The sequence below is a fragment of the Mycobacterium heidelbergense genome (genome assembly GCF_050205645.1).
Taxonomy (GTDB): Bacteria; Actinomycetota; Actinomycetes; order Mycobacteriales; family Mycobacteriaceae; genus Mycobacterium; species Mycobacterium heidelbergense_A.
In genome coordinates this window covers 1-16,452 of sequence record NZ_JBNMQT010000030.1, presented here as the reverse complement: position 1 = coordinate 16,452, position 16,452 = coordinate 1, and the positions used below count along the sequence as shown (strand labels likewise).

General features: G+C 65.6%; 19 protein-coding genes. 15 read left to right on the top strand and 4 right to left on the bottom strand.

Going from position 1 to position 16,452, the window contains the following annotated elements; all coding sequences use genetic code 11:
• Positions 1–711: 711 nt before the first annotated feature.
• The 8 genes from tnpA (at position 712) to ACQI5H_RS22655 (ending at position 6,689) form a co-directional block, all read left to right on the top strand.
• Positions 712–978 (top strand): IS200/IS605 family transposase, encoded by a 267-nt coding sequence (gene tnpA / locus ACQI5H_RS22690; protein ID WP_427081539.1) that lies wholly within the window; start codon positions 712–714, stop codon positions 976–978.
• Positions 978–1,712 carry an RNA-guided endonuclease InsQ/TnpB family protein gene (locus tag ACQI5H_RS22685; protein WP_427081538.1) on the top strand — a complete coding sequence of 245 codons (735 nt, stop codon included), beginning with the start codon at positions 978–980 and terminating at the stop codon, positions 1,710–1,712. Before tnpA ends, ACQI5H_RS22685 begins: the two co-directional genes overlap by 1 nt.
• The gene (locus tag ACQI5H_RS22680; protein ID WP_427081537.1) at positions 1,603–2,160 is read left to right on the top strand and encodes an RNA-guided endonuclease InsQ/TnpB family protein; all 558 of its coding nucleotides are present in this window, start codon (positions 1,603–1,605) and stop codon (positions 2,158–2,160) included. The genes ACQI5H_RS22685 and ACQI5H_RS22680 overlap by 110 nt, the downstream gene beginning before the upstream one ends.
• Positions 2,161–2,399: 239 nt before the next feature.
• Positions 2,400–3,902, top strand: a complete 1,503-nt coding sequence (locus ACQI5H_RS22675; RefSeq protein ID WP_427081536.1) for a DUF4226 domain-containing protein — start codon at positions 2,400–2,402, stop codon at positions 3,900–3,902.
• Between the two features lie 27 nt (positions 3,903–3,929).
• On the top strand, positions 3,930–4,241 hold the full coding sequence (locus ACQI5H_RS22670; protein ID WP_427081535.1) for a hypothetical protein: 312 nt from the start codon (positions 3,930–3,932) through the stop codon (positions 4,239–4,241).
• Between the two features lie 76 nt (positions 4,242–4,317).
• Complete coding sequence (locus tag ACQI5H_RS22665; RefSeq protein WP_427081534.1) at positions 4,318–4,623, top strand: type VII secretion target; 306 nt, start codon at positions 4,318–4,320, stop codon at positions 4,621–4,623.
• 15 nt (positions 4,624–4,638) lie between these two features.
• A complete protein-coding gene (locus ACQI5H_RS22660) occupies positions 4,639–6,351 on the top strand; it encodes a PPE domain-containing protein (RefSeq protein WP_427081533.1) in 1,713 nt (570 codons plus the stop codon).
• The gene (locus ACQI5H_RS22655) at positions 6,348–6,689 is read left to right on the top strand and encodes a hypothetical protein (protein WP_427081532.1); all 342 of its coding nucleotides are present in this window, start codon (positions 6,348–6,350) and stop codon (positions 6,687–6,689) included. Before ACQI5H_RS22660 ends, ACQI5H_RS22655 begins: the two co-directional genes overlap by 4 nt.
• A 147-nt stretch (positions 6,690–6,836) precedes the next feature.
• On the opposite strand, the gene ACQI5H_RS22650 is transcribed toward ACQI5H_RS22655, so the two are convergent.
• Positions 6,837–7,121 carry a hypothetical protein gene (locus ACQI5H_RS22650; protein ID WP_427081531.1) on the bottom strand — a complete coding sequence of 95 codons (285 nt, stop codon included), beginning with the start codon at positions 7,119–7,121 and terminating at the stop codon, positions 6,837–6,839.
• Between the two features lie 9 nt (positions 7,122–7,130).
• Entirely contained in the window at positions 7,131–7,574 is a 444-nt protein-coding gene (locus ACQI5H_RS22645) for a WhiB family transcriptional regulator (protein ID WP_427081530.1), read from the bottom strand.
• Positions 7,575–7,686: 112 nt separating this feature from the next.
• Here ACQI5H_RS22645 and ACQI5H_RS22640 point away from each other — a divergent pair, with 112 nt between their 5' ends.
• The 5 genes from ACQI5H_RS22640 (at position 7,687) to ACQI5H_RS22620 (ending at position 13,286) form a co-directional block, all read left to right on the top strand.
• On the top strand, positions 7,687–8,376 hold the full coding sequence (locus ACQI5H_RS22640) for a helix-turn-helix domain-containing protein (RefSeq protein ID WP_427081529.1): 690 nt from the start codon (positions 7,687–7,689) through the stop codon (positions 8,374–8,376).
• Positions 8,377–8,618: 242 nt separating this feature from the next.
• Complete coding sequence (locus ACQI5H_RS22635; protein WP_427081528.1) at positions 8,619–9,188, top strand: hypothetical protein; 570 nt, start codon at positions 8,619–8,621, stop codon at positions 9,186–9,188.
• A gap of 13 nt (positions 9,189–9,201) precedes the next feature.
• Positions 9,202–9,732: a hypothetical protein gene (locus ACQI5H_RS22630; RefSeq protein ID WP_427081527.1), complete on the top strand. Its 531-nt coding sequence runs from the start codon at positions 9,202–9,204 to the stop codon at positions 9,730–9,732.
• A 255-nt stretch (positions 9,733–9,987) separates the two neighbouring features.
• Positions 9,988–10,257 (top strand): hypothetical protein, encoded by a 270-nt coding sequence (locus ACQI5H_RS22625; protein ID WP_427081526.1) that lies wholly within the window; start codon positions 9,988–9,990, stop codon positions 10,255–10,257.
• 2,123 nt (positions 10,258–12,380) lie between these two features.
• Positions 12,381–13,286, top strand: a complete 906-nt coding sequence (locus ACQI5H_RS22620; RefSeq protein ID WP_427081525.1) for a chemotaxis protein — start codon at positions 12,381–12,383, stop codon at positions 13,284–13,286.
• On the opposite strand, the gene ACQI5H_RS22615 is transcribed toward ACQI5H_RS22620, so the two are convergent.
• Positions 13,272–13,640, bottom strand: coding sequence for a type II toxin-antitoxin system VapC family toxin (locus ACQI5H_RS22615; protein ID WP_427081524.1), 369 nt, complete (start codon positions 13,638–13,640; stop codon positions 13,272–13,274). The genes ACQI5H_RS22620 and ACQI5H_RS22615 overlap by 15 nt on opposite strands.
• Positions 13,641–13,738: 98 nt before the next feature.
• On the opposite strand from ACQI5H_RS22615, the gene ACQI5H_RS22610 reads away from it, so the two are divergent.
• Positions 13,739–14,923: an RNA-guided endonuclease InsQ/TnpB family protein gene (locus ACQI5H_RS22610; protein ID WP_427081523.1), complete on the top strand. Its 1,185-nt coding sequence runs from the start codon at positions 13,739–13,741 to the stop codon at positions 14,921–14,923.
• Between the two features lie 47 nt (positions 14,924–14,970).
• On the opposite strand, the gene ACQI5H_RS22605 is transcribed toward ACQI5H_RS22610, so the two are convergent.
• Positions 14,971–15,234, bottom strand: coding sequence for a type II toxin-antitoxin system VapB family antitoxin (locus ACQI5H_RS22605; RefSeq protein ID WP_427081522.1), 264 nt, complete (start codon positions 15,232–15,234; stop codon positions 14,971–14,973).
• Between the two features lie 98 nt (positions 15,235–15,332).
• On the opposite strand from ACQI5H_RS22605, the gene ACQI5H_RS22600 reads away from it, so the two are divergent.
• Positions 15,333–16,313, top strand: coding sequence for a hypothetical protein (locus ACQI5H_RS22600; protein ID WP_427081521.1), 981 nt, complete (start codon positions 15,333–15,335; stop codon positions 16,311–16,313).
• Positions 16,314–16,452: the final 139 nt, after the last annotated feature.

The following is a 16,452-nucleotide window of genomic DNA, read 5'->3' as shown; positions in this document are numbered from 1 at the left end:
TACACGTACGCCGTGCCGACAGCAGGCAAGATGCCGACCATTTCATCAAGCGCTGACCACGCCGTCGCCATCTCAGCCGACCACGCTGTGTGAAATGCCAGCCACGCCGCACTCACAGCGCCGAACGCGTGCATATCCACCGATGCTGGGGGAACCTGTTTCGTGATCGTTTCCATGCTGTCGCAAGCCCGGGCCACCCCGGCCACCGCAGCGGGGAAGGTATTCGGGTCAAAAAACAAAACCGCCGACCCATCCCCACGACCGTCCATGAACTCGGCCATCAGTTCACCGCCTCACCATCGAAACTCGGCGCCACCATCACCCACAACAGCGGACACGCTGCGCCGCTCAAGCGGTGTCACACGGCCATCTCTTCATCGTTCACTCAAGCGCGAAACCCTGCCCGTACGGTGACCGTCTCATACATCAGCCACCGAAATGACCGACATCTCCGGCGTGCTCCACACGTGATGATACAGTATGTATCAGCTTCTACAATAGATCGCTTGACGGATCGGCAAGGGTTCGTCGACAAACGACAGCCTTGAGCGCTTGTCGAACTTGTTAGCGTCAGCTGAACACCTGCGAGGTCGGCAACCGCCGTACGGCCTACGTCGTCGAGAACAGTGCTGGAGCGTGTCCAAATCGGCTAGAGGCGCTGGCTAGGGCTAGTCGGGTTAGTTCTGTAGGCGGCCTCACGGCGAGCCACCGTTGCTGCATGGCTGGGAGATCGTGGCCGCCGAGGTGATGCCCGATCACATGCACCTGTTCGTCCGCGTCGGCCTGATCGACGCACCGGCGGCGGTGGTACGGGCGTTCAAGGGCCGCACCGCCCGGGTGCTCCGGCAAGAGTTCCCGTACCTGCGGCGGTTCGCCCAGGTGTTGTCGTCGCCGTCGTATTTCGCCGCCTCAGTCGGATACGTCTGGGAGTCGACGGTGCGCTGCTACATCGAACACCAGTGGGATGCAGTGGCCTGATGCGACGTGCGTATGTGTTCCGGTTGCGTCCGACGGCACGTCAGCATGTGGCGTTGGCGGCGTGCCTGGATGCGCATCGCGAGCTGTATAACGGGGCGTTGCAGGAACGCCGGGATGCCTGGTCGCACAACAAGACTCGCATCTACTACGGGGATCAGGCCGCACAGTTGTCTGAGATCCGCAGTGTGTGCCCGGATCAGGCAGTGTGGTCGTTTTCCAGCCAACAGGCCACCCTGCGCCGGTTGACCAAGGCGTTCGACGGGTTCTTCCGCCGCGTCAAACGCGGTCAGACGCCGGGCTATCCGCGGTTCAAGGGCAAGGCCCGCTTCGATTCGGTGGAATGGCCCAAAGACGGGGACGGGGCACGCTGGCTACCCGGGAGCAGGCGGGTGTATTTGCAGGGTGTTGGTGAGGTGAAGGTGCATCTGCACCGCCAGGTGCAGGGCCGGGTGAAAACGATCCAGATCAAACGCGCCGGCCGGCGCTGGATGCTGGTGCTCTCGTGTGACGACGTTCCCACCAACCGGTTACCGGCCACCGGCGGCCAGGCCGGGATCGACGTCGGAGTGGTGACCTACGCGACGCTTTCTGATGGCACCGAGGTCGCCAATCCACGGTGGGCACGTGCGGAGGCCGCCCGGTTGGAGGCGGCTCAGGACCGATTGCAGCGCGCAAAGCGCGGCTCCAATAGCCCGGGTCGCGCGCCGGGAGACGGTGGCCGCTCGGCATCGTAAGATTGCCAACCGGCGTAAAGACTTTCACCACAAACAGGCTCGCGAACTCGTGGCCCGCTACGAGCTGCTGGTGGTCGAGGACCTCAAGATCTCGAACATGCTGCGCCGTGCGAAGCCCAAACCTGATCCGGACAACCCCGGGCAGTACCTGGCCAACGGTGCCCGGGCCAAGTCCGGGCTCAACCAATCGATCAGTGACGCTGGCTGGGGCCAGTTCGTCTCGATACTGCGCGCCAAAGCGGAAGACGCTGGGCGCACCTGGATCGAGGTCAACCCCCAGCACACCTCCGACAGGTGTGAGTGCTGCGGTCACGCAGCACCCGAGAATCGCGTCAGCCAAGCGGAATTCGTCTGCCAACGCTGCGGTCACACCGCACCCGCCGACGCGCACGCCGCACGCAACATACTGAGGGCTGGACTGGCCCTACACACCGCAACCGCGGCGTAAAAGAAGCCGGCCCCTTCCAGCGGCCGGAGAAGTCACGACACGGTCGCCAAGACCCGCGATGCGGCCCCGCTGGTGCTGGGAACCGCGGCCACCAGTCGCTAGCAGGCCAGCCGGTGCGGGTGATCCGCTTGTCGGTGCTGGGCCCGAGCAGATCTGTGGGCGGCGGCCGTCGCATAGCCGTTGGTGCGGCGGTAGCGTTTTGCCCAACGACCTGCAGTTAGAGGGGATTTGAGCGCGCGATGAGCATTTCCGACGTCTTAGATGACTTGCTCGATGACCTCAAGGGGCTATTTCGCGGGCATGACGAGGTCAGTACGCAGCCGCCCGCGTGGATGCCGGCCACCATGCCGACCTCGGGGCCGCCGTGGGGGCCGGCTGCGGCAACGCCGGCTCCGCAAGTGCCCAACGGCCCCAACGGATTACAGCAAGGCGCCGATCAGGCGGGTACCTCCTACCAGCAGGCAAGCGGACACATCGCGGCGACCGATGACAAGCTGGCCGGGCTGCTGAAAGAGATTTTCGCCGCCAATGACGACACCCGTTCGAGGATCAGCGCCATCATCTCCAGCATCGATACGGCGCGTCACGCGCTGACGTCGAACCCCCAGATGGCCAACGATCCCCACGCGATGGCGTTGTTCAACCAATTTCTGGATGGTCAGCTGGCCCAGATTCAACAACTTCTCGCCAGCGCCAAAGTGGACAGCAAAAAGCAGGCCGAGTTACTTGCGGCCCTGGGGAATCAGTACCGCGGCAGCGGCGGTGATCCGAAGAAGAGACCCAAGGCCGACGCTAACGGCGCCGACGGGGGTGATGGCGGCGGCGACGCTGGCACCGGCGCAGACACCGGCACCGGGGCGGGCGGTGGCGGTGGTGACGGCGGCGGTCCGGGCGGCGGGAATCCGGCTGGTGAGGGCGCTGGTGGCGGGTTGACCGATCCGCTGGCCGGGCTGGGCGGCGCCGGTATGGGCGATCCGCTGTCGATGTTGGGCCCGGCGATGGCGGGCCTGGGTGCGATCCCGGGCGCGCTAGGTGGTGGTGCGGGCTCGCTGCCGATGGACGCGCTGGGCGCGTTGGGCCCGCTGGCGAGCGGTTTGGCCGGCCAAGGCGGTGACGGGTTCAAAGACGGCGACACCCGCGACCACGGCAAATCCGATGATTTCCAGGACGGGTCGCACGGCAAAGCCGACGGCGACAAGAACGGCGAGGCGACGCCGGCCAAGGGCGATAGCGGCGATAAGAACGGCCAGACACAGCCCGCGGGCGCGACGTCGCCGCAACCGGCGACCCAGCCGGCCCCGGCTACCGCGGTGCCCGCGAGCGCGGCCAGCACTGACCCGAGCCGGGTGATACAGATGCCTGACGGGTCTCCGGTGACAGCGACCACCGCCCAACACGCCGCCGCGGTGCGCGCCGTGCTTAATGGGGCGACGGTCAGCGATGGGTGGAAGCAGGCCCACGTGGAGCTGCCGCCGCCGGGAACACCGGTGACCGCGCCGGCCGACCCGAGCCATTTGGTGCCCGGTCAAATCGCGCAATTCAAGAGTCGTGACCCCGTGATGTACATGGGTAATGGCAAAATCTGGCTTGATGGCCAGCTACAACCGCAAAGTGCGCTGCCTACCGGTGATTTTCTGGGCTGGGTCGACCCGCCCGCGCTGGCCGGCACTGCGCCCCCCTCGGGCGCGCCGGTGCCCGCTGCCCCGGCCGGGCTGCCAGCCACGACGACCAGCGGTGGCTAAATGTGGGCCAATGATGCGGGAGTCGCCGTGACCGACGAGCAACCCCAGCAGGAAGTCCTTCCCACTGTCGCTGAATGGTCGGCCGATGGGGCCCTGATGGTCGAGCTGGACTGGCAAGGGGAGGGCCTTCGGGTCCAACTCGAACCGGAAGTCACCCGCTCGTGGACCGCAGAGATCCTGGCGGAGCGCATTATGCGGCTGCACCGGCTGGCGTTGATGCGCGCGCGCGCCGAGCAGCGTATGCGCATCATTGAGCAGACCGGGGCGACGCTGCCGACGACGCCGGGGTGGCCAAGTCTGACCGACGTCGACGAATACCGACGAACCCTCAATTTTTGAAATCGTTCGACCGATGCGTAGCGCGCGAAGCCGTTGTTAGGCTTTAGCAAAGAGCCAGTTCAACCGGAGGTGTGCAGTGGCCGGCAACGATGTGATGCTGAATTTCGACGAGTGGGATCAGCACGCACAGTGGTGGGATCAAGAGGCCCCGCGGGTGCGAGAACGTCTCTCTGTCGATCCCGGCACGGCGCAAAGCGTGGGACAAAGCTTCGGTGACATCGGCTGGGAAGTGCGCCAGGCGCTGCATGAGACGCTGCAGGCGCGCACGGCGGCGGGTCACTCGTTGGGGCAGTATTGCGAGGGCGTGGCCGGCCATATCCGGTCCAGCCTGGGCTCCTACCAGCAGACCGAAGGCGACAGCCAGCAAATCCTGCAGACCTAACTCGAGGGCTACGCGGTGGCGGATTCAGTACGCGTTGATACCGACGTCGTCCGATCGGCGGGGCGTCAGGCAGATGCTGCTGGCGCGACCGCGACACCGGGTTCGGCTCAGGTGCAGCCCAGCGCATCGGACATGGTGTCGGTGGGGGCGAGCACCCGGTTGACCGCGCAGGTGACATTGGCGCGCAAATACACCGTGCTGGCCAACGCGATAGCAGGCCAGTTCGGAGTGACCCTCGATGCCACTGCCGGCGCCTATGACGCTCAAGAAGCCCAGTCAGCCGCGAGGCTGGGCAGCGGGGGCGGAGCTGCGGCGGCCCCGGGCGGGCGCAGCATGCCGGGGGGGCAGGTGATGCCCGCGGATCTGGGCGCTGGCGGCGTGGGGGCGAACCTGCCCGCCGGTGAGGTCCCGGCAAGCCCGCGCGATATCGCCCGCCTGATCGAAACCGGCCGCGCCGGCACCGGCAAGCAGACCTGGCAGGTGATGGAATCAAGCTTGCGCGCCGAATCCCGGCAGCTGCGCGACGCGGCCGATCAGCTCGGCTCGGCAATGAGCACCGCGGGGGAGGCCTGGCAGTCATCCTCAGCGGATGCGGCCATGGCCCGGATGCGCGCGCTGCAGACCTGGTATCAGGGCCACGCCGAGTTTGTGGACGGCTTGGCCGAGCAGGCCGGGAATCATGTGCAGCATTTCTCCAAAGTCCTCACCGATGTGCCGCCTTATCGCCAGGTGCTCGACGCCGAGCGAGAGCTCAAAGCGGCCTTGCAGTCCAATGCGCGCTCCGGGGGCCTTCAGCGGGTTGCGGTGGTTAATGCCCAGGTGAAGGTCTCCAAGCTGTATTCGGCCGCGACGTCGGGGTTTGGCACGTACACGTTCGCCGAGGCGGCTCCGGCGCAGCCGAGGGTGCCGACACCGCCGCCGGGCCCGATCCCGGATGTGGCGCCCGCGGCGCCGCCCGTTGGCGTCGGTGAAGGGCCGGTGGGTCAGCGCGAGACACTGCACTCACCCAAGAGCGCACCGCTGGATCCGGTGCAAGGTGGTCCGGGTCTGGGACAACATCTGACCAGCGGGCCGACTTGGCCGGCCGGCGCCACCGATCCTGCCGCGGCGGCGAATCCGCTAGGCGATGCGCTGCCTTCGGCGGGCGCCGAGCTGCCCTCACAAGTCATTCCAGGCGTCATCGGCGGCGTGGTGGGCGGCTTGGGTGGTGTGCTGGGCGGTCTGGCCGGTGCCGGCCAAAAGGCACTGCAGGGGATGGAACAGGCGGCCGCGCCGATGATGAGCGGTCTGGGCGGCCAGCATCCCTCGGGTGGTGAACCGCAGCACGGCGGCGAAGGGTCACCGCAGTCACCCGAGCCCCCATCAGGCGGCGATCTGTCGGCTCCCGACGACATGGGTGCTGGAGGAGGAGGTGGAGCAGACACCGAGCCTGCTGGTGGGGAGGCTCCATTGGCCCCACCGACCGAAGTCGCCGCGGCCCCGGCCGCGGCCGCGCCGATCTCGGCACCGTCGCCGGCGCCGGTCGCGCCGGAAACACCCGCACCGGCGATGGGCGCTATGGGCCCGATGATGATGCCGCCGCGGGGCGCCGGCCGCGAGGGTTCCGGCGCGGACAACAAGCAGCTTTACCGCGACCGCAAGCTCAAAGTGGTGGCGCCGGCCAACAGTGAGCCGGTCAAAAACCGCCGAGAAGGCCGCCCGAAACCCGATGATCGGAACAAGCCGTGAGCACGCCTCAGGAACGAATCGCGGCGGTCGATCAGGGGCTTCGAGTGACCCGGGCGATGATCGCCGAACTGAACACGGCCGTGCAGAACATCAGTGAACGCGACCCGATCAGCGATGTGGTGGTGGCCTCGTTCGACCGCGATGGCTACCTGCGGGATTTGTACATCGAGCCGACCGCTCTGACCGATTACACCCACACCGGGCTGGAAGACTTGATCACCGAGGTGCTGCGCGATGGCAATGAGCGACTACGCGAGGCCAGCAACGAGGTGATCGACCGGTACTGGGGGCCCGAGTCGTCCTGGCATGAGCTCAAGGCGCTGCGCACCGACTGGTGATCGCGCACCCGGGGGCCATTGCTGGTGAAGTAGGCTCGAGGCAACGGGCTCAGCACGCGGACGGCAAGCCGCGTGTTGAGCGCAGCGGATAGGGACCGTGGCCGACGCGGAAACGCGCACGATCCACGATGAGGACCTTCAGTGGGCTTATCCGCCGACCGCTGCCGGGTGGGTGTAGAGGCGTCCAATGAGTTCGACCCATCGACACGCGTCTTCGCGGCGGGCTGCCAGCAGATGTGGGGGTGGGACTTGCGCAGTGGGGCAGGCGGCGCTGGCGACTGCTGCAGCGAGATACAGCCGCCAGTACAGGTGGCCGACGGGTCGGTAGGCGCCGCAAATGACCGATGTGTCGTCGTCGAACACGGTGATGCGTTCGGTGCCATTGTCATCGATGCTGGCGATCGCGGGATGCTCGGCGATGACGGAGCTCATCGCAACCTCCTATGCGGCGCCGGCGTGAAAGACCAGTGGTTCGTCGTCCTCGGTCTCGTCGACGTCGATGTCGTCGATCCGGTCGGGCAGCGGGGCGACCTGGAGGTCGCCGAGTTCGGTCTGGCGGCGCTGTTCAAACTGGGCGGCCAGGTGCGCATAGATCGGCCTGAGTTCTTTGGGCTTGGCGCCGGGGAGGATGACGCCACCCCAGACGCCGTGTGTGGCGCCGGTGGCCACGGCGTTGTAGCCGCAGCGGCCGCGGAATGGGCATTCAGCGCAGCGCCTGATGGCGCGGTGCTTGGTACGGGGGTTGAAGAACAGCTCGGGATCTTCTTGGCAGGCCAAGTCCTGGCTGGTTTGGAACAGGCGCACCTCGGCGCGCATCTGGAAGGACGAGAAGAGCCTGGCAACGGTGGTGGGGGTTTCGGCAGGACGGGGGAGGGCGGTGGTCATGGCAGTTTCCTTCCTGGTGGTCAGTTCTTCACTGCGGCGGAACACCCGTGAATTACCGATAATCTAACAGATATTCTGGCGGTTTTAGCGGTTACACCGCTAAAATTTGAGGATGGCCGCCTCCGCCTACCCACGCAGCCCGCAGCAGGAAGCGGTGTCGACGCATGTCAGAGGGTGTTTCACGGCCGGAGCCATTGCGCTCAAATCACGGAGACCCCAAAGCGCTGAATCCTCTGTTTTAGCGGCGCGGATGGCGAAATCTGGCGGTTTGTCGGGCAAGATACGGGTCATGTCCTGGGAGCGGCTGGCCACCGAAGTGCGACTTCGCCGCAAACAGCTCAAGCTGACCCAGACCGATGTCGCCGAACGCGGCGGCCTGTCGGTAGCGACGGTGCGCGCGGTGGAAACCAACCGCTCAGGCCGCCTGAGCCGCCGGCTGCGCCGAGCCTTGGAACGGGCAATTGAATGGCAAGACGGCAGCGTCGACGTCGTCTTGGACGGCGGTACACCTCGCGCGGCCGGCGCCCCGAGTGTGGCGGCGGGCCCGCCCGCAAGCGCGGATACGGCCAGGGCGGCGGCCGAGCGGTTCGCTGTTGCTCAGCGACTGGTCACGATGCGCCAGGCGTTTCTCGAGCACCGCGACCACATGTCCGAGGCCGCCCGCACGGCGATGGACGAGGAGTTCAGCGCTGCCTCCCGCGAGACCGAGGAGGCGCTGATCTGGATGCTGCCCTGGCTCGGAGACGATGAGCGCGCCGAAGCGATCCGGATTTTGGCCGAGCTGCGAGAGATCCGCCCTTGAGTCGCCGCATGAGCCACTGTTACCTGGGTGGCCACCAGCATGCCTGTGAACCGCGAGGCTCCTGCTGCCCGGCGGGCGGTGTCGCGTCGGAAAGGTAACGTGCGGACATGTTCGACATTCCAACGCCACAAGTACCGCCACCGCAGCGGCATAACCTGCCCGTGCGCCGGGGGCAGTCGACGCCAGCACGCATCCGCGGCGGCCCCGCTGGCGGAACTGATGGTGCGTGCCAACCTCGGGCAATGTGGCACCCGCCCACTCAAGCTGAGCAGTGGTGGCACTACAGCCGCGGTTGCGCGGCAGCGCTGCGGGCCGGTCGGGCCCCGACCCCGATCGAGGTGTATGGGCCAGTCCTCGAGCCGGGGGAGCGCGCGCTGCTCAGCGCCGAGATCGATTACAGCCGCTTTTGTGGCGGCGATGGCCGGTACTCACCGCTGCCGCTGATTGTGGTCGGACATCCGGCGGTCATGGTCGGGGCACTGGCGGTCCAAGGCGTGGTCAATCACCGGCGCAAGGCGGCGGCGGCCCAGCGCGCCGCCGCTCAGTGGCGGTTTCATCAGACCTGTGCAGTGATCGTGACGACCGATCGGCTCATCTGCACAACGACGCCGCACGGGATGGTTAGTTTCTGGTTCGAGGCGTGCACCGAGTTCTACCCGGATTTGCAGCAGTGGACCTTGACGCTCGGATTTGACTCCACCTACCCGGTGCGGCTTAGCGGTGCAGCCGCCCCCGCACTGAGCCTGTGGAGCGCCTATGGCGTCCTGGGCGACTCCTGGGTGGATGACCCGCGTCTGGCCCTGCTGGGCTAGTCGAAATCGCCTCGTGGTCACCACATTTCAAGCACCAGGCCCAAATCCGCCGCGTCGTTATGGCTGGCTGTGGGTCACGCTGGGGCTGCCACTCGCCGTGGTGATCTCAGCTGCTACGGCTTCAATAGTCACGTTGGCAGCGATGCACAACGGAACACAATCGACCACCGAACCATCCTCTGCACCGGTAGCGCCGACGACTCCGCAAGTCAACGCGGCCGATGCGACGATGGCAAAACAGAATCTATGCCACGTATTTGAGGTTTCGGTGGGGCAGAAAGGACAAGGCGGATTTCGGGTTCAAGGAAATCTGGATATGCCCGTGACTCTGCAGGCCGTGACGAGCGCGCTGGCGGTCGAGAACGCACTTGTTCCCGCGGTACCAGCTGACGTCGCATCGACCGCCAAGCGATATATCACTACGACACTCGATGTCGCCACGGCCGCCATGGGGAATACATCGATTGATGAAATCAATCGTCTGACGACCGTATCGAACGGCGCGATTGATGCGCTGTCCGACGCGTGTGGTTTGCCGCGATAGGCGGCCATGGTGGGGTAGATGCCCGAGCGGACGCGAGGTCCCATGGTGGGCGAAGCGCAACAGCAGTAGGCGGAGCGGCTACTGATCACGTGCTGCTGGCGCCAGCGACCTACTACGCCTGCCGCCACGTCGTTTTGACCGGTCGGGTCGCACCCACGGGACTGCCTTGGACCCCTACCGGCCTTCCACAGTGGTCGCACATAACGGTGCTGGTTAGACGATGTGTAGCCGCAATCCGGGCGGTAAGATGCGGGCATGGCAGCGAAGTTCACGATGGATGCGGCCGACACCGAAGCCGGCTTGTCCTCCGCAGATGAGTCAGTAGCTGAACAGTCCGGCTCAAGTCTCGGCAGCCTTTGTGTCGGCGGCTACATGACGTCCTTGGTCGGCGCAGCGCTCGGCGCGCGAGCCGTGCAGGTGGCCGAAACGGAGGCCCGCGCGGCGGCGAACACTGGAAGCCGAGAGTTCAGCATCATGACCGTCCAATCGACTGAAGCCGGTAACTCAGGCGTACTGAGCACATAGGAGCAGCAGTGACCTCATCACCGTGGGCGAGGGAAGGGGCGCCATCCGTGACGCTGCCCCAACCGCCCGCGCAGCCACCCGCACCGCTGCCTCTATCCGGGCAGGCGATGGGGACAGCGCTACCCACCGGTGCACCGTTCGCTAATGGCTTTCCACCCAACCCAAAGCCGCCGCGTCGACGGGGCTGGTTGTGGGTCGCGCTCGGGCTGCCACTCGCTGTGGTGATCTCAGCTGCTACGGCTTCTGCAGTCACCTTCGTGGCGATGCACAACACGACACAGTCGGCCGAGCAACCCTCCTCCGCACCGTCGGCTGCACCAGCTGCACCGCCAACTGCCCAGGTCAGTCCTGCCGATGCGGCAGCAGCGAAAAGTCACTTGTGCCAAGTTTTCGATGTATCCGTACGGGGCCAAGAAGGACAAGGCGGGCTTCGCGTGCAGGGGAATCTGAACATGCCGATCGTCCTGCGGGGCGTGAACAGCGCAGTTGCTGTGCAGAGCGCGCTCACGCCCGCGGTGCCATCAGACGTCACAGACGCAGCTCGTAGGTACGTTGGCGCAACGTTGGACCAAACGACAGCTGCTATGGGCAATACGCCGACACCAGAACTGAACCGGCTGACTGACGTTCGAAATAGCGCAACGGATGCCTTCGCCGACGCGTGTGGTTTGCCCCGGTAGGCGGCGATGGTGGGGGTGAGTAGTCCGAGCGGGGACGAGATTCCTTCTTGGTGGGCGCAGCGCAATAGTCAACAAGCGCAGCGGCTACTAAAACTGTTTGGTGCGGCGAAACCGATTTCCAAGCTGGCATCAGGTATCCCAGCTCTTGGTGGCGGCGGTGGTGATCACCCCAAACCGAACGGGCCGTTCGTCCACATCCTCTTCCAACCATTTGTGTGGCCGCAAGATTCTGAAACGCATCTGGCCAACGACGCGGAAACACTCCTGAATGAATCAAAGTCGTTCGAGGACAACGCGATGGACGCCCACCAGGCCGCGAGCAGGGTGTTCGACGGAGGCTCCTGGGTGGGTACGAGCGCAGATGCTGCGCGTAGCGCGTACACCGAGGCAGCGTCGATAAAGTTCAAACAGGCGGAGGTCAGCAGGATTGCTTCCGGCTTGTTCAAGCGGGCGTCCAGCGATGTCGGTATGACGAAGCGCCTCATGGCCAAAGAAAGCGACGCCGCGCACAAAGAGGCCGAGGCGTTTCTGCGCAGTGGATCGGGCCAGTCACTTGCCCAGGTCGCGGTAATCCTGGGTGTGCACCGAGCGGCGATTCAGGGCTACTCGTCTGATCTGCAAGGCTTCGCAAGCCAATACACCATGCAATTCACGAACCACTTCAAGGAGGGCGGGCCCGGCGGCCCGAAGGTAAAACCAGCTGGGCAGAACGGCGGAACAGATCAGTCCTCGGATCCAGACGCGCCCCCTGGGCCACCTGGCACACCCGACCCCAACTTGCCGTCTCCAGCTAAAGGCAGCGGACTTCATACCGACCCGTCAGGCGGGCATGAACCTGCGACCGGTGTGCCCGGCGGTATTTCGACGCGTCCCTCAACGGACGGTGTACTGCCTCCCAGCCACAATCCGTTGACTTCGTTGATGGGTAGCGGGTTGCCGAGTTTGCCGAGTATGCCTAGTGGGAGCTCTGGTGGGTTTCCGATGTCTGGGTTGCAGGGTCTAATGGGCGGCTTTGGCGGGTTCCCCAGCGGTATGGCACCGCCGACCGGGCTGAGTGCGTCAGGTTTGCAGGGATCGCAGATGCCGTCGTTGGGCATGGATTTTGGGCGCGGTTTGGCGGCCGGTGCGTCGGCGGCGGGTGCTGTTCCGCCGGTGGCTCAGGCTCCGTTGACGCCGTTGGCGGCGCCGGTCGAGACGGCTCCGACGTCGGCGGCGCCGGCGGCTGCTCCGGTGACTCCTGCAACGCCGGCGAGCGCATCGACGCCGGCGGCGGCGCCGGTGCCGGCAGCTGGTGTTCCGGCGGGTGGTTTGACCTCGTATGGTTCGGTGCTTCCTCCACAGGGCGCGTCGGGTGCGCCGCCGGTTGGGTCGGTGCCAGCTGCGCCCTCGGTTCCTGCTGAGACCGGAGGGGGGTCATCGGGGTCGGGAGCAGGGACTGGGTTGATGCCGGTGGCGGGCCGTCGTGAGGGCGCGACGGTGGGCCGTGATTTGGCTGCGTCGGATTTGGAGCTGGCGAGGATGGCGGTGGCCGAGCTGGCCGGGGCCGCGAGTGTGACGGACCCTGGCTTGGATTGGGCTGTGGCCGTTGGCCGTAACACGTCGGGGATGCCAACGTTGTGGGTGGCCACGAACGACGGCGCAGCCTATATCCCGCCGGGTGTGTTCCTGCGCAAGACGATGCCGGTGGCTGGCGGGCATAGTGAGGAGTTTGACGCCCGCTGGTTCGGGTGGGTGAATCCGGCCGATAAGGCAGTGCGCGCGGCCCGGGAGTGCGCGGATAACGTGGGAGCGGTAGCGACGACGTGGGCGTGGCCGTCGGAGTTCTTGGCGGAGCATCCGGCGGTGCCCGAAGTAGCGACTGGTGTGAAACCTGTTGGCGTGGTGGATAATCCGGCGGCCGAGTTGTTGCCGTCGCGGTCGCATCGGCTGCAAACCGTGGACGCGGCCTTGTACGCGGATTTGGTCGCGGCCGATGACTCGATGGTGCGTGACTATTGTCGAGAGTTGACCCGCCAGTTGGCATTCGGCATTCCCGGTGAGGAGTTGTCATCGGTGGCTCAGTCTGTCGCCCATGCGCTGGTGGCGCAGCGCTGGCCCAAGGCTGAGGAGTGGGCGCTGTTGGGCGAGCAGCACGAGGACGCGCTGGTGATGATGGCGGCCCAGCGGCCAGGTTTGGATGGTGTAGAGAACCCCGGCCAGATCGTCAGCTATACAAGGGAATTCGTGAAGTGCCGTCGGTTGGAGGCGCTGTTGTGTTGGGAGCGACACGGCGCGGATCTACTTAACGTGGTGTATGCGGCCTGGGTTGCTGGGTTACGGGCGCCGTTGAAAGACCTAGTGCTGCAATAGATCCCGTCTGGAGTGGCGGATCAGGGCGTTCGGCCAGTAGCCGATGACGCCATTGAATTCGAGGTCTGTTTGGGCGAAGTCATTGCCGACGGCGATGAGTGGTTCGTGTGCGAGTTTGGCGGTGGCGTAGGCCATGGTGTCGCCGTAGTTGAGAGCGGCGGGATGTCGGCCCTTTCCGTACTGGACGTAGGCGCGATGCGCCAGCGCCACGTGCTCAACGGTGAACGGCTGTAGGTCAAGGTTGATCTCGCTGCTTAGCCGGTCGAAGACGGCGGCGAGGGCCGCGGCGATCTGTTCGGTGGAGGCGGTCTCGCCCTGGATGAGGGCGATGATTGCGGATGAGTCGGTGTTCATCGGTTGGTTGCGGCGTGGAAATCCTTGGCTTTGGCCGGGGGAGGAAACGCCACGTCTCCTTTCGCGGTGTTGTCGGTGGTGGCGGTTAGGTTGCGGGTATGTCGCGGTATCGGTTGCTTCCGACTGCTGAGCAGGCGGTGGTGTTGGCCGAGCATTGTCGCCATGCCCGGTATGTGTGGAATTTGGCGGTCGAGCAGCAGCAGCATTGGCGGCCGGGTCGCCGTGCGCCGGGCTATAACGAGCAGTGCGCCCAGTTGACGGCGGCCCGTGCCGAATACGAGTGGTTGGCGGCGGGCTCGCAGACGGTGCAGCAGCAGACGTTGCGGGATTTCGCGCAGGCGATGCGCAACTTTTTCGCTGGAACGCATCGCCGCCCGACGTGGCGCAAAGCCGGTGTGCATGAGGGTTTTCGGCAGGTCGCGGTGAAAGCGCATCACTTCGAGCGTCTGAACCGCCGCTTCGGCCGGGTATGGGTGCCCAAGATCGGCTGGATCCGGGTCCGCTTGTCGAGGCCGGTGCCCGAGGGTGTCAAGTCCTACCGGGTGACGTGTGATCGGGTCGGGCGCTGGCATATCGCGTTCGCCCACGCACCGGAACCGCTTCCCGGGCCTGCCGATGGCTCGGTGGTGGGTATTGACCGCGGCGTGACAGTGGCGGCGGCCTTGTCGACCGGTGAACTGCTGCACGTGGCGGGGCTGAGCCGCAGTGAGGCCACCCGGGTGAAGGTGCTGCAAAAGCGGCTGGCGCGTGCCGAGCGTGGTTCCAACCGGCGGGCGCGCACCAAGCGCGCGATCGCCAAACTCAAGGCCCGTGAGGCCGACCGCCGTAAGGACTGGGTCGAAAAGGCCACCACCGATGTCGCGCGCCGCTTCGACACGATCCGCCTCGAGGCCCTTGATGTTCCTGCGATGACCCGCTCTGCGCGGGGGACCATCCAGCGACCTGGTGTCGGGGTTGCGCAGAAGCGCGGTCTGAACCGGGCTATTAGCCGCAGCGGTTGGGGTCTTTTCGCTGCGCGCTTGCAGAACAAGGCTTTTGGCCGGGTCGAGCAGGTCCCGGCCGCGTACACGTCGCAACGATGCGCCGAATGTGGGCATGTTGCTCCTGGAAACCGTAAGAGCCAAGCGGTTTTCGAGTGCCAAGCCTGCACCGCGGGCCCGACCAACGCTGACGTGAACGCCGCACGCAACATCGCCGCCGGACGGGCGGTGACAGCACGGGGAGACCTCGGCACTAGCCGGTCTACGAACCGTGAACCTCAACTCTGCTCTCCTGCCGCATAGGCAGTGGACGGGGTTGGAATCCCCTGGCTTCAGCCAGCGGGAGGACGTCAAACGCCGGTTGCTAGGTCGTATCCGAGGGCCTGTTCGCGTTCAGGCTTGGTAATCGGGGTGCGTTCGTCGAGAAGGGGCCAGATCTCGGTCTTGAGGACGTCGAGCAGTTCGCCGGTGCGGTTTCCGGTGCGGGATTGGGTGATTTCGATCTGGGCCCTCAGGGCATAACGGATGGCGTCGATGCGGCTCGGTAGGTGCAAGCGGGCGGCGAGCTCGTCGGCGAAGCGGATGACCTCTTCGTCTTTGACATTGAAAGCCATAGGTACATGGTGCCAGTGATTAGATACGGTACTCGCGGGCGGCGATCGCGCCTGGTTCGGCTGTCGCATAGCTGGGGTGGGGTGGTTAGTTTTGGTGGGTGGGTGTTGCGGCGTTTGTTGCTGGGGTTGATCGGCTGCTGACGCGTGCGCATGAGCTGTATCCGGCCTGGGGTGCCGGTGGTGAGTTGCCGGTGTCGGCGGTGGGTTCGGTGCCGGGCTCGCCCGCGGGGTCTAGTGGGTTGCAGAGCGGTGTGATCGGTGCCGCGGGCTCGTATCAGCAGGCGCAGACCGGTGCGGCGGGTTTGGATGAGGAGTTGGCGCAGACCGCTGCCCAGGGTGAGGTGATCGGTGAGCAGGGCCGGATCGCGTCGGCGTTGATTCGTGATCAGGCCCGCACGACGGCGGCGTCGTTGATGCCGGTGAGCAACTCGCCGGCGGGAGCGCAGTTGTTGATGGCCGCGATGGATCAACACCTTTCGGCGATGCAGGGCCAGCTCCAGTCGACCAAAACCGAGTATCAGGGGGTGACGGCGGGGCTGCGGCAGGTGGAGGCGGGGTATCAGACGCTGTCGGGTGGGGCCAAGGATTCCCCGCCGGCGACGCCGCTTGATGCGTCGGGTAAGTGGAAGCCTGGGGACAAGCATCACGAGCCGCATTACGCGGGCAAGGGCGGGTTGGGTCCGCCGAACTTTCCTGATTCGCCGCCGTGGGTGGATGTTTATGACAGGACGAAGCACCCGGATCAGGTTCCGCACTATTTCGTGAGATCCGATGAGATCCCTTACTACAAGCTGCTTCCGCCGGGGGCGTTGGGGCCGGGCACGGTGGTCGACGAGCACGGTCATCCCGATCCGTATGTGGAGTTGGCCCCGAACTCGGGCGTGTGGGTGCCGCAGTCAGCTTTTCCCGGGGCGAAGTTCTATCCACCGGGATGGGCAGGTGATCCGCCGCCGTATGGCTGGAATGAGTACCTGCCGGGCTCGGGGATTTACCTGTGGCACGGGGACATGGTGCCGGAACCGTATCGCCCGGGCGGGCCGTTGATCCCGCCGCCAACGTACCCAGAGGGCGGCCACTAGAGGGCGTGGCGAACTGGCCAAGCGTGGGTGTGGCTGGGGGGTTTGGGTCGGGTTAATTTTGGTGGGTGAGTGTTGCGGAGTTTGTGGCTGGGGTTGATCGGCTGCTGACTCGGGGTCATGGGTTGTTTCCGGCCGGCGG

What these genes read in the sequence shown, in the direction of transcription:
- ACQI5H_RS22620 (WP_427081525.1), top strand. Translation starts at nt 12,381, where the DNA reads ATGCCGGTGGCGGGCCGTCGTGAGGGCGCGACGGTGGGCCGTGATTTG.
- ACQI5H_RS22635 (WP_427081528.1), top strand. Translation starts at nt 8,619, where the DNA reads ATGTGGCACCCGCCCACTCAAGCTGAGCAGTGGTGGCACTACAGCCGC.
- ACQI5H_RS22605 (WP_427081522.1), bottom strand. Translation starts at nt 15,234, where the DNA reads ATGGCTTTCAATGTCAAAGACGAAGAGGTCATCCGCTTCGCCGACGAG.
- ACQI5H_RS22625 (WP_427081526.1), top strand. Translation starts at nt 9,988, where the DNA reads ATGGCAGCGAAGTTCACGATGGATGCGGCCGACACCGAAGCCGGCTTG.
- ACQI5H_RS22650 (WP_427081531.1), bottom strand. Translation starts at nt 7,121, where the DNA reads ATGAGCTCCGTCATCGCCGAGCATCCCGCGATCGCCAGCATCGATGAC.
- ACQI5H_RS22610 (WP_427081523.1), top strand. Translation starts at nt 13,739, where the DNA reads ATGTCGCGGTATCGGTTGCTTCCGACTGCTGAGCAGGCGGTGGTGTTG.
- ACQI5H_RS22685 (WP_427081538.1), top strand. Translation starts at nt 978, where the DNA reads ATGCGACGTGCGTATGTGTTCCGGTTGCGTCCGACGGCACGTCAGCAT.
- ACQI5H_RS22615 (WP_427081524.1), bottom strand. Translation starts at nt 13,640, where the DNA reads ATGAACACCGACTCATCCGCAATCATCGCCCTCATCCAGGGCGAGACC.
- ACQI5H_RS22645 (WP_427081530.1), bottom strand. Translation starts at nt 7,574, where the DNA reads ATGACCACCGCCCTCCCCCGTCCTGCCGAAACCCCCACCACCGTTGCC.
- ACQI5H_RS22640 (WP_427081529.1), top strand. Translation starts at nt 7,687, where the DNA reads ATGGCCGCCTCCGCCTACCCACGCAGCCCGCAGCAGGAAGCGGTGTCG.
- ACQI5H_RS22675 (WP_427081536.1), top strand. Translation starts at nt 2,400, where the DNA reads ATGAGCATTTCCGACGTCTTAGATGACTTGCTCGATGACCTCAAGGGG.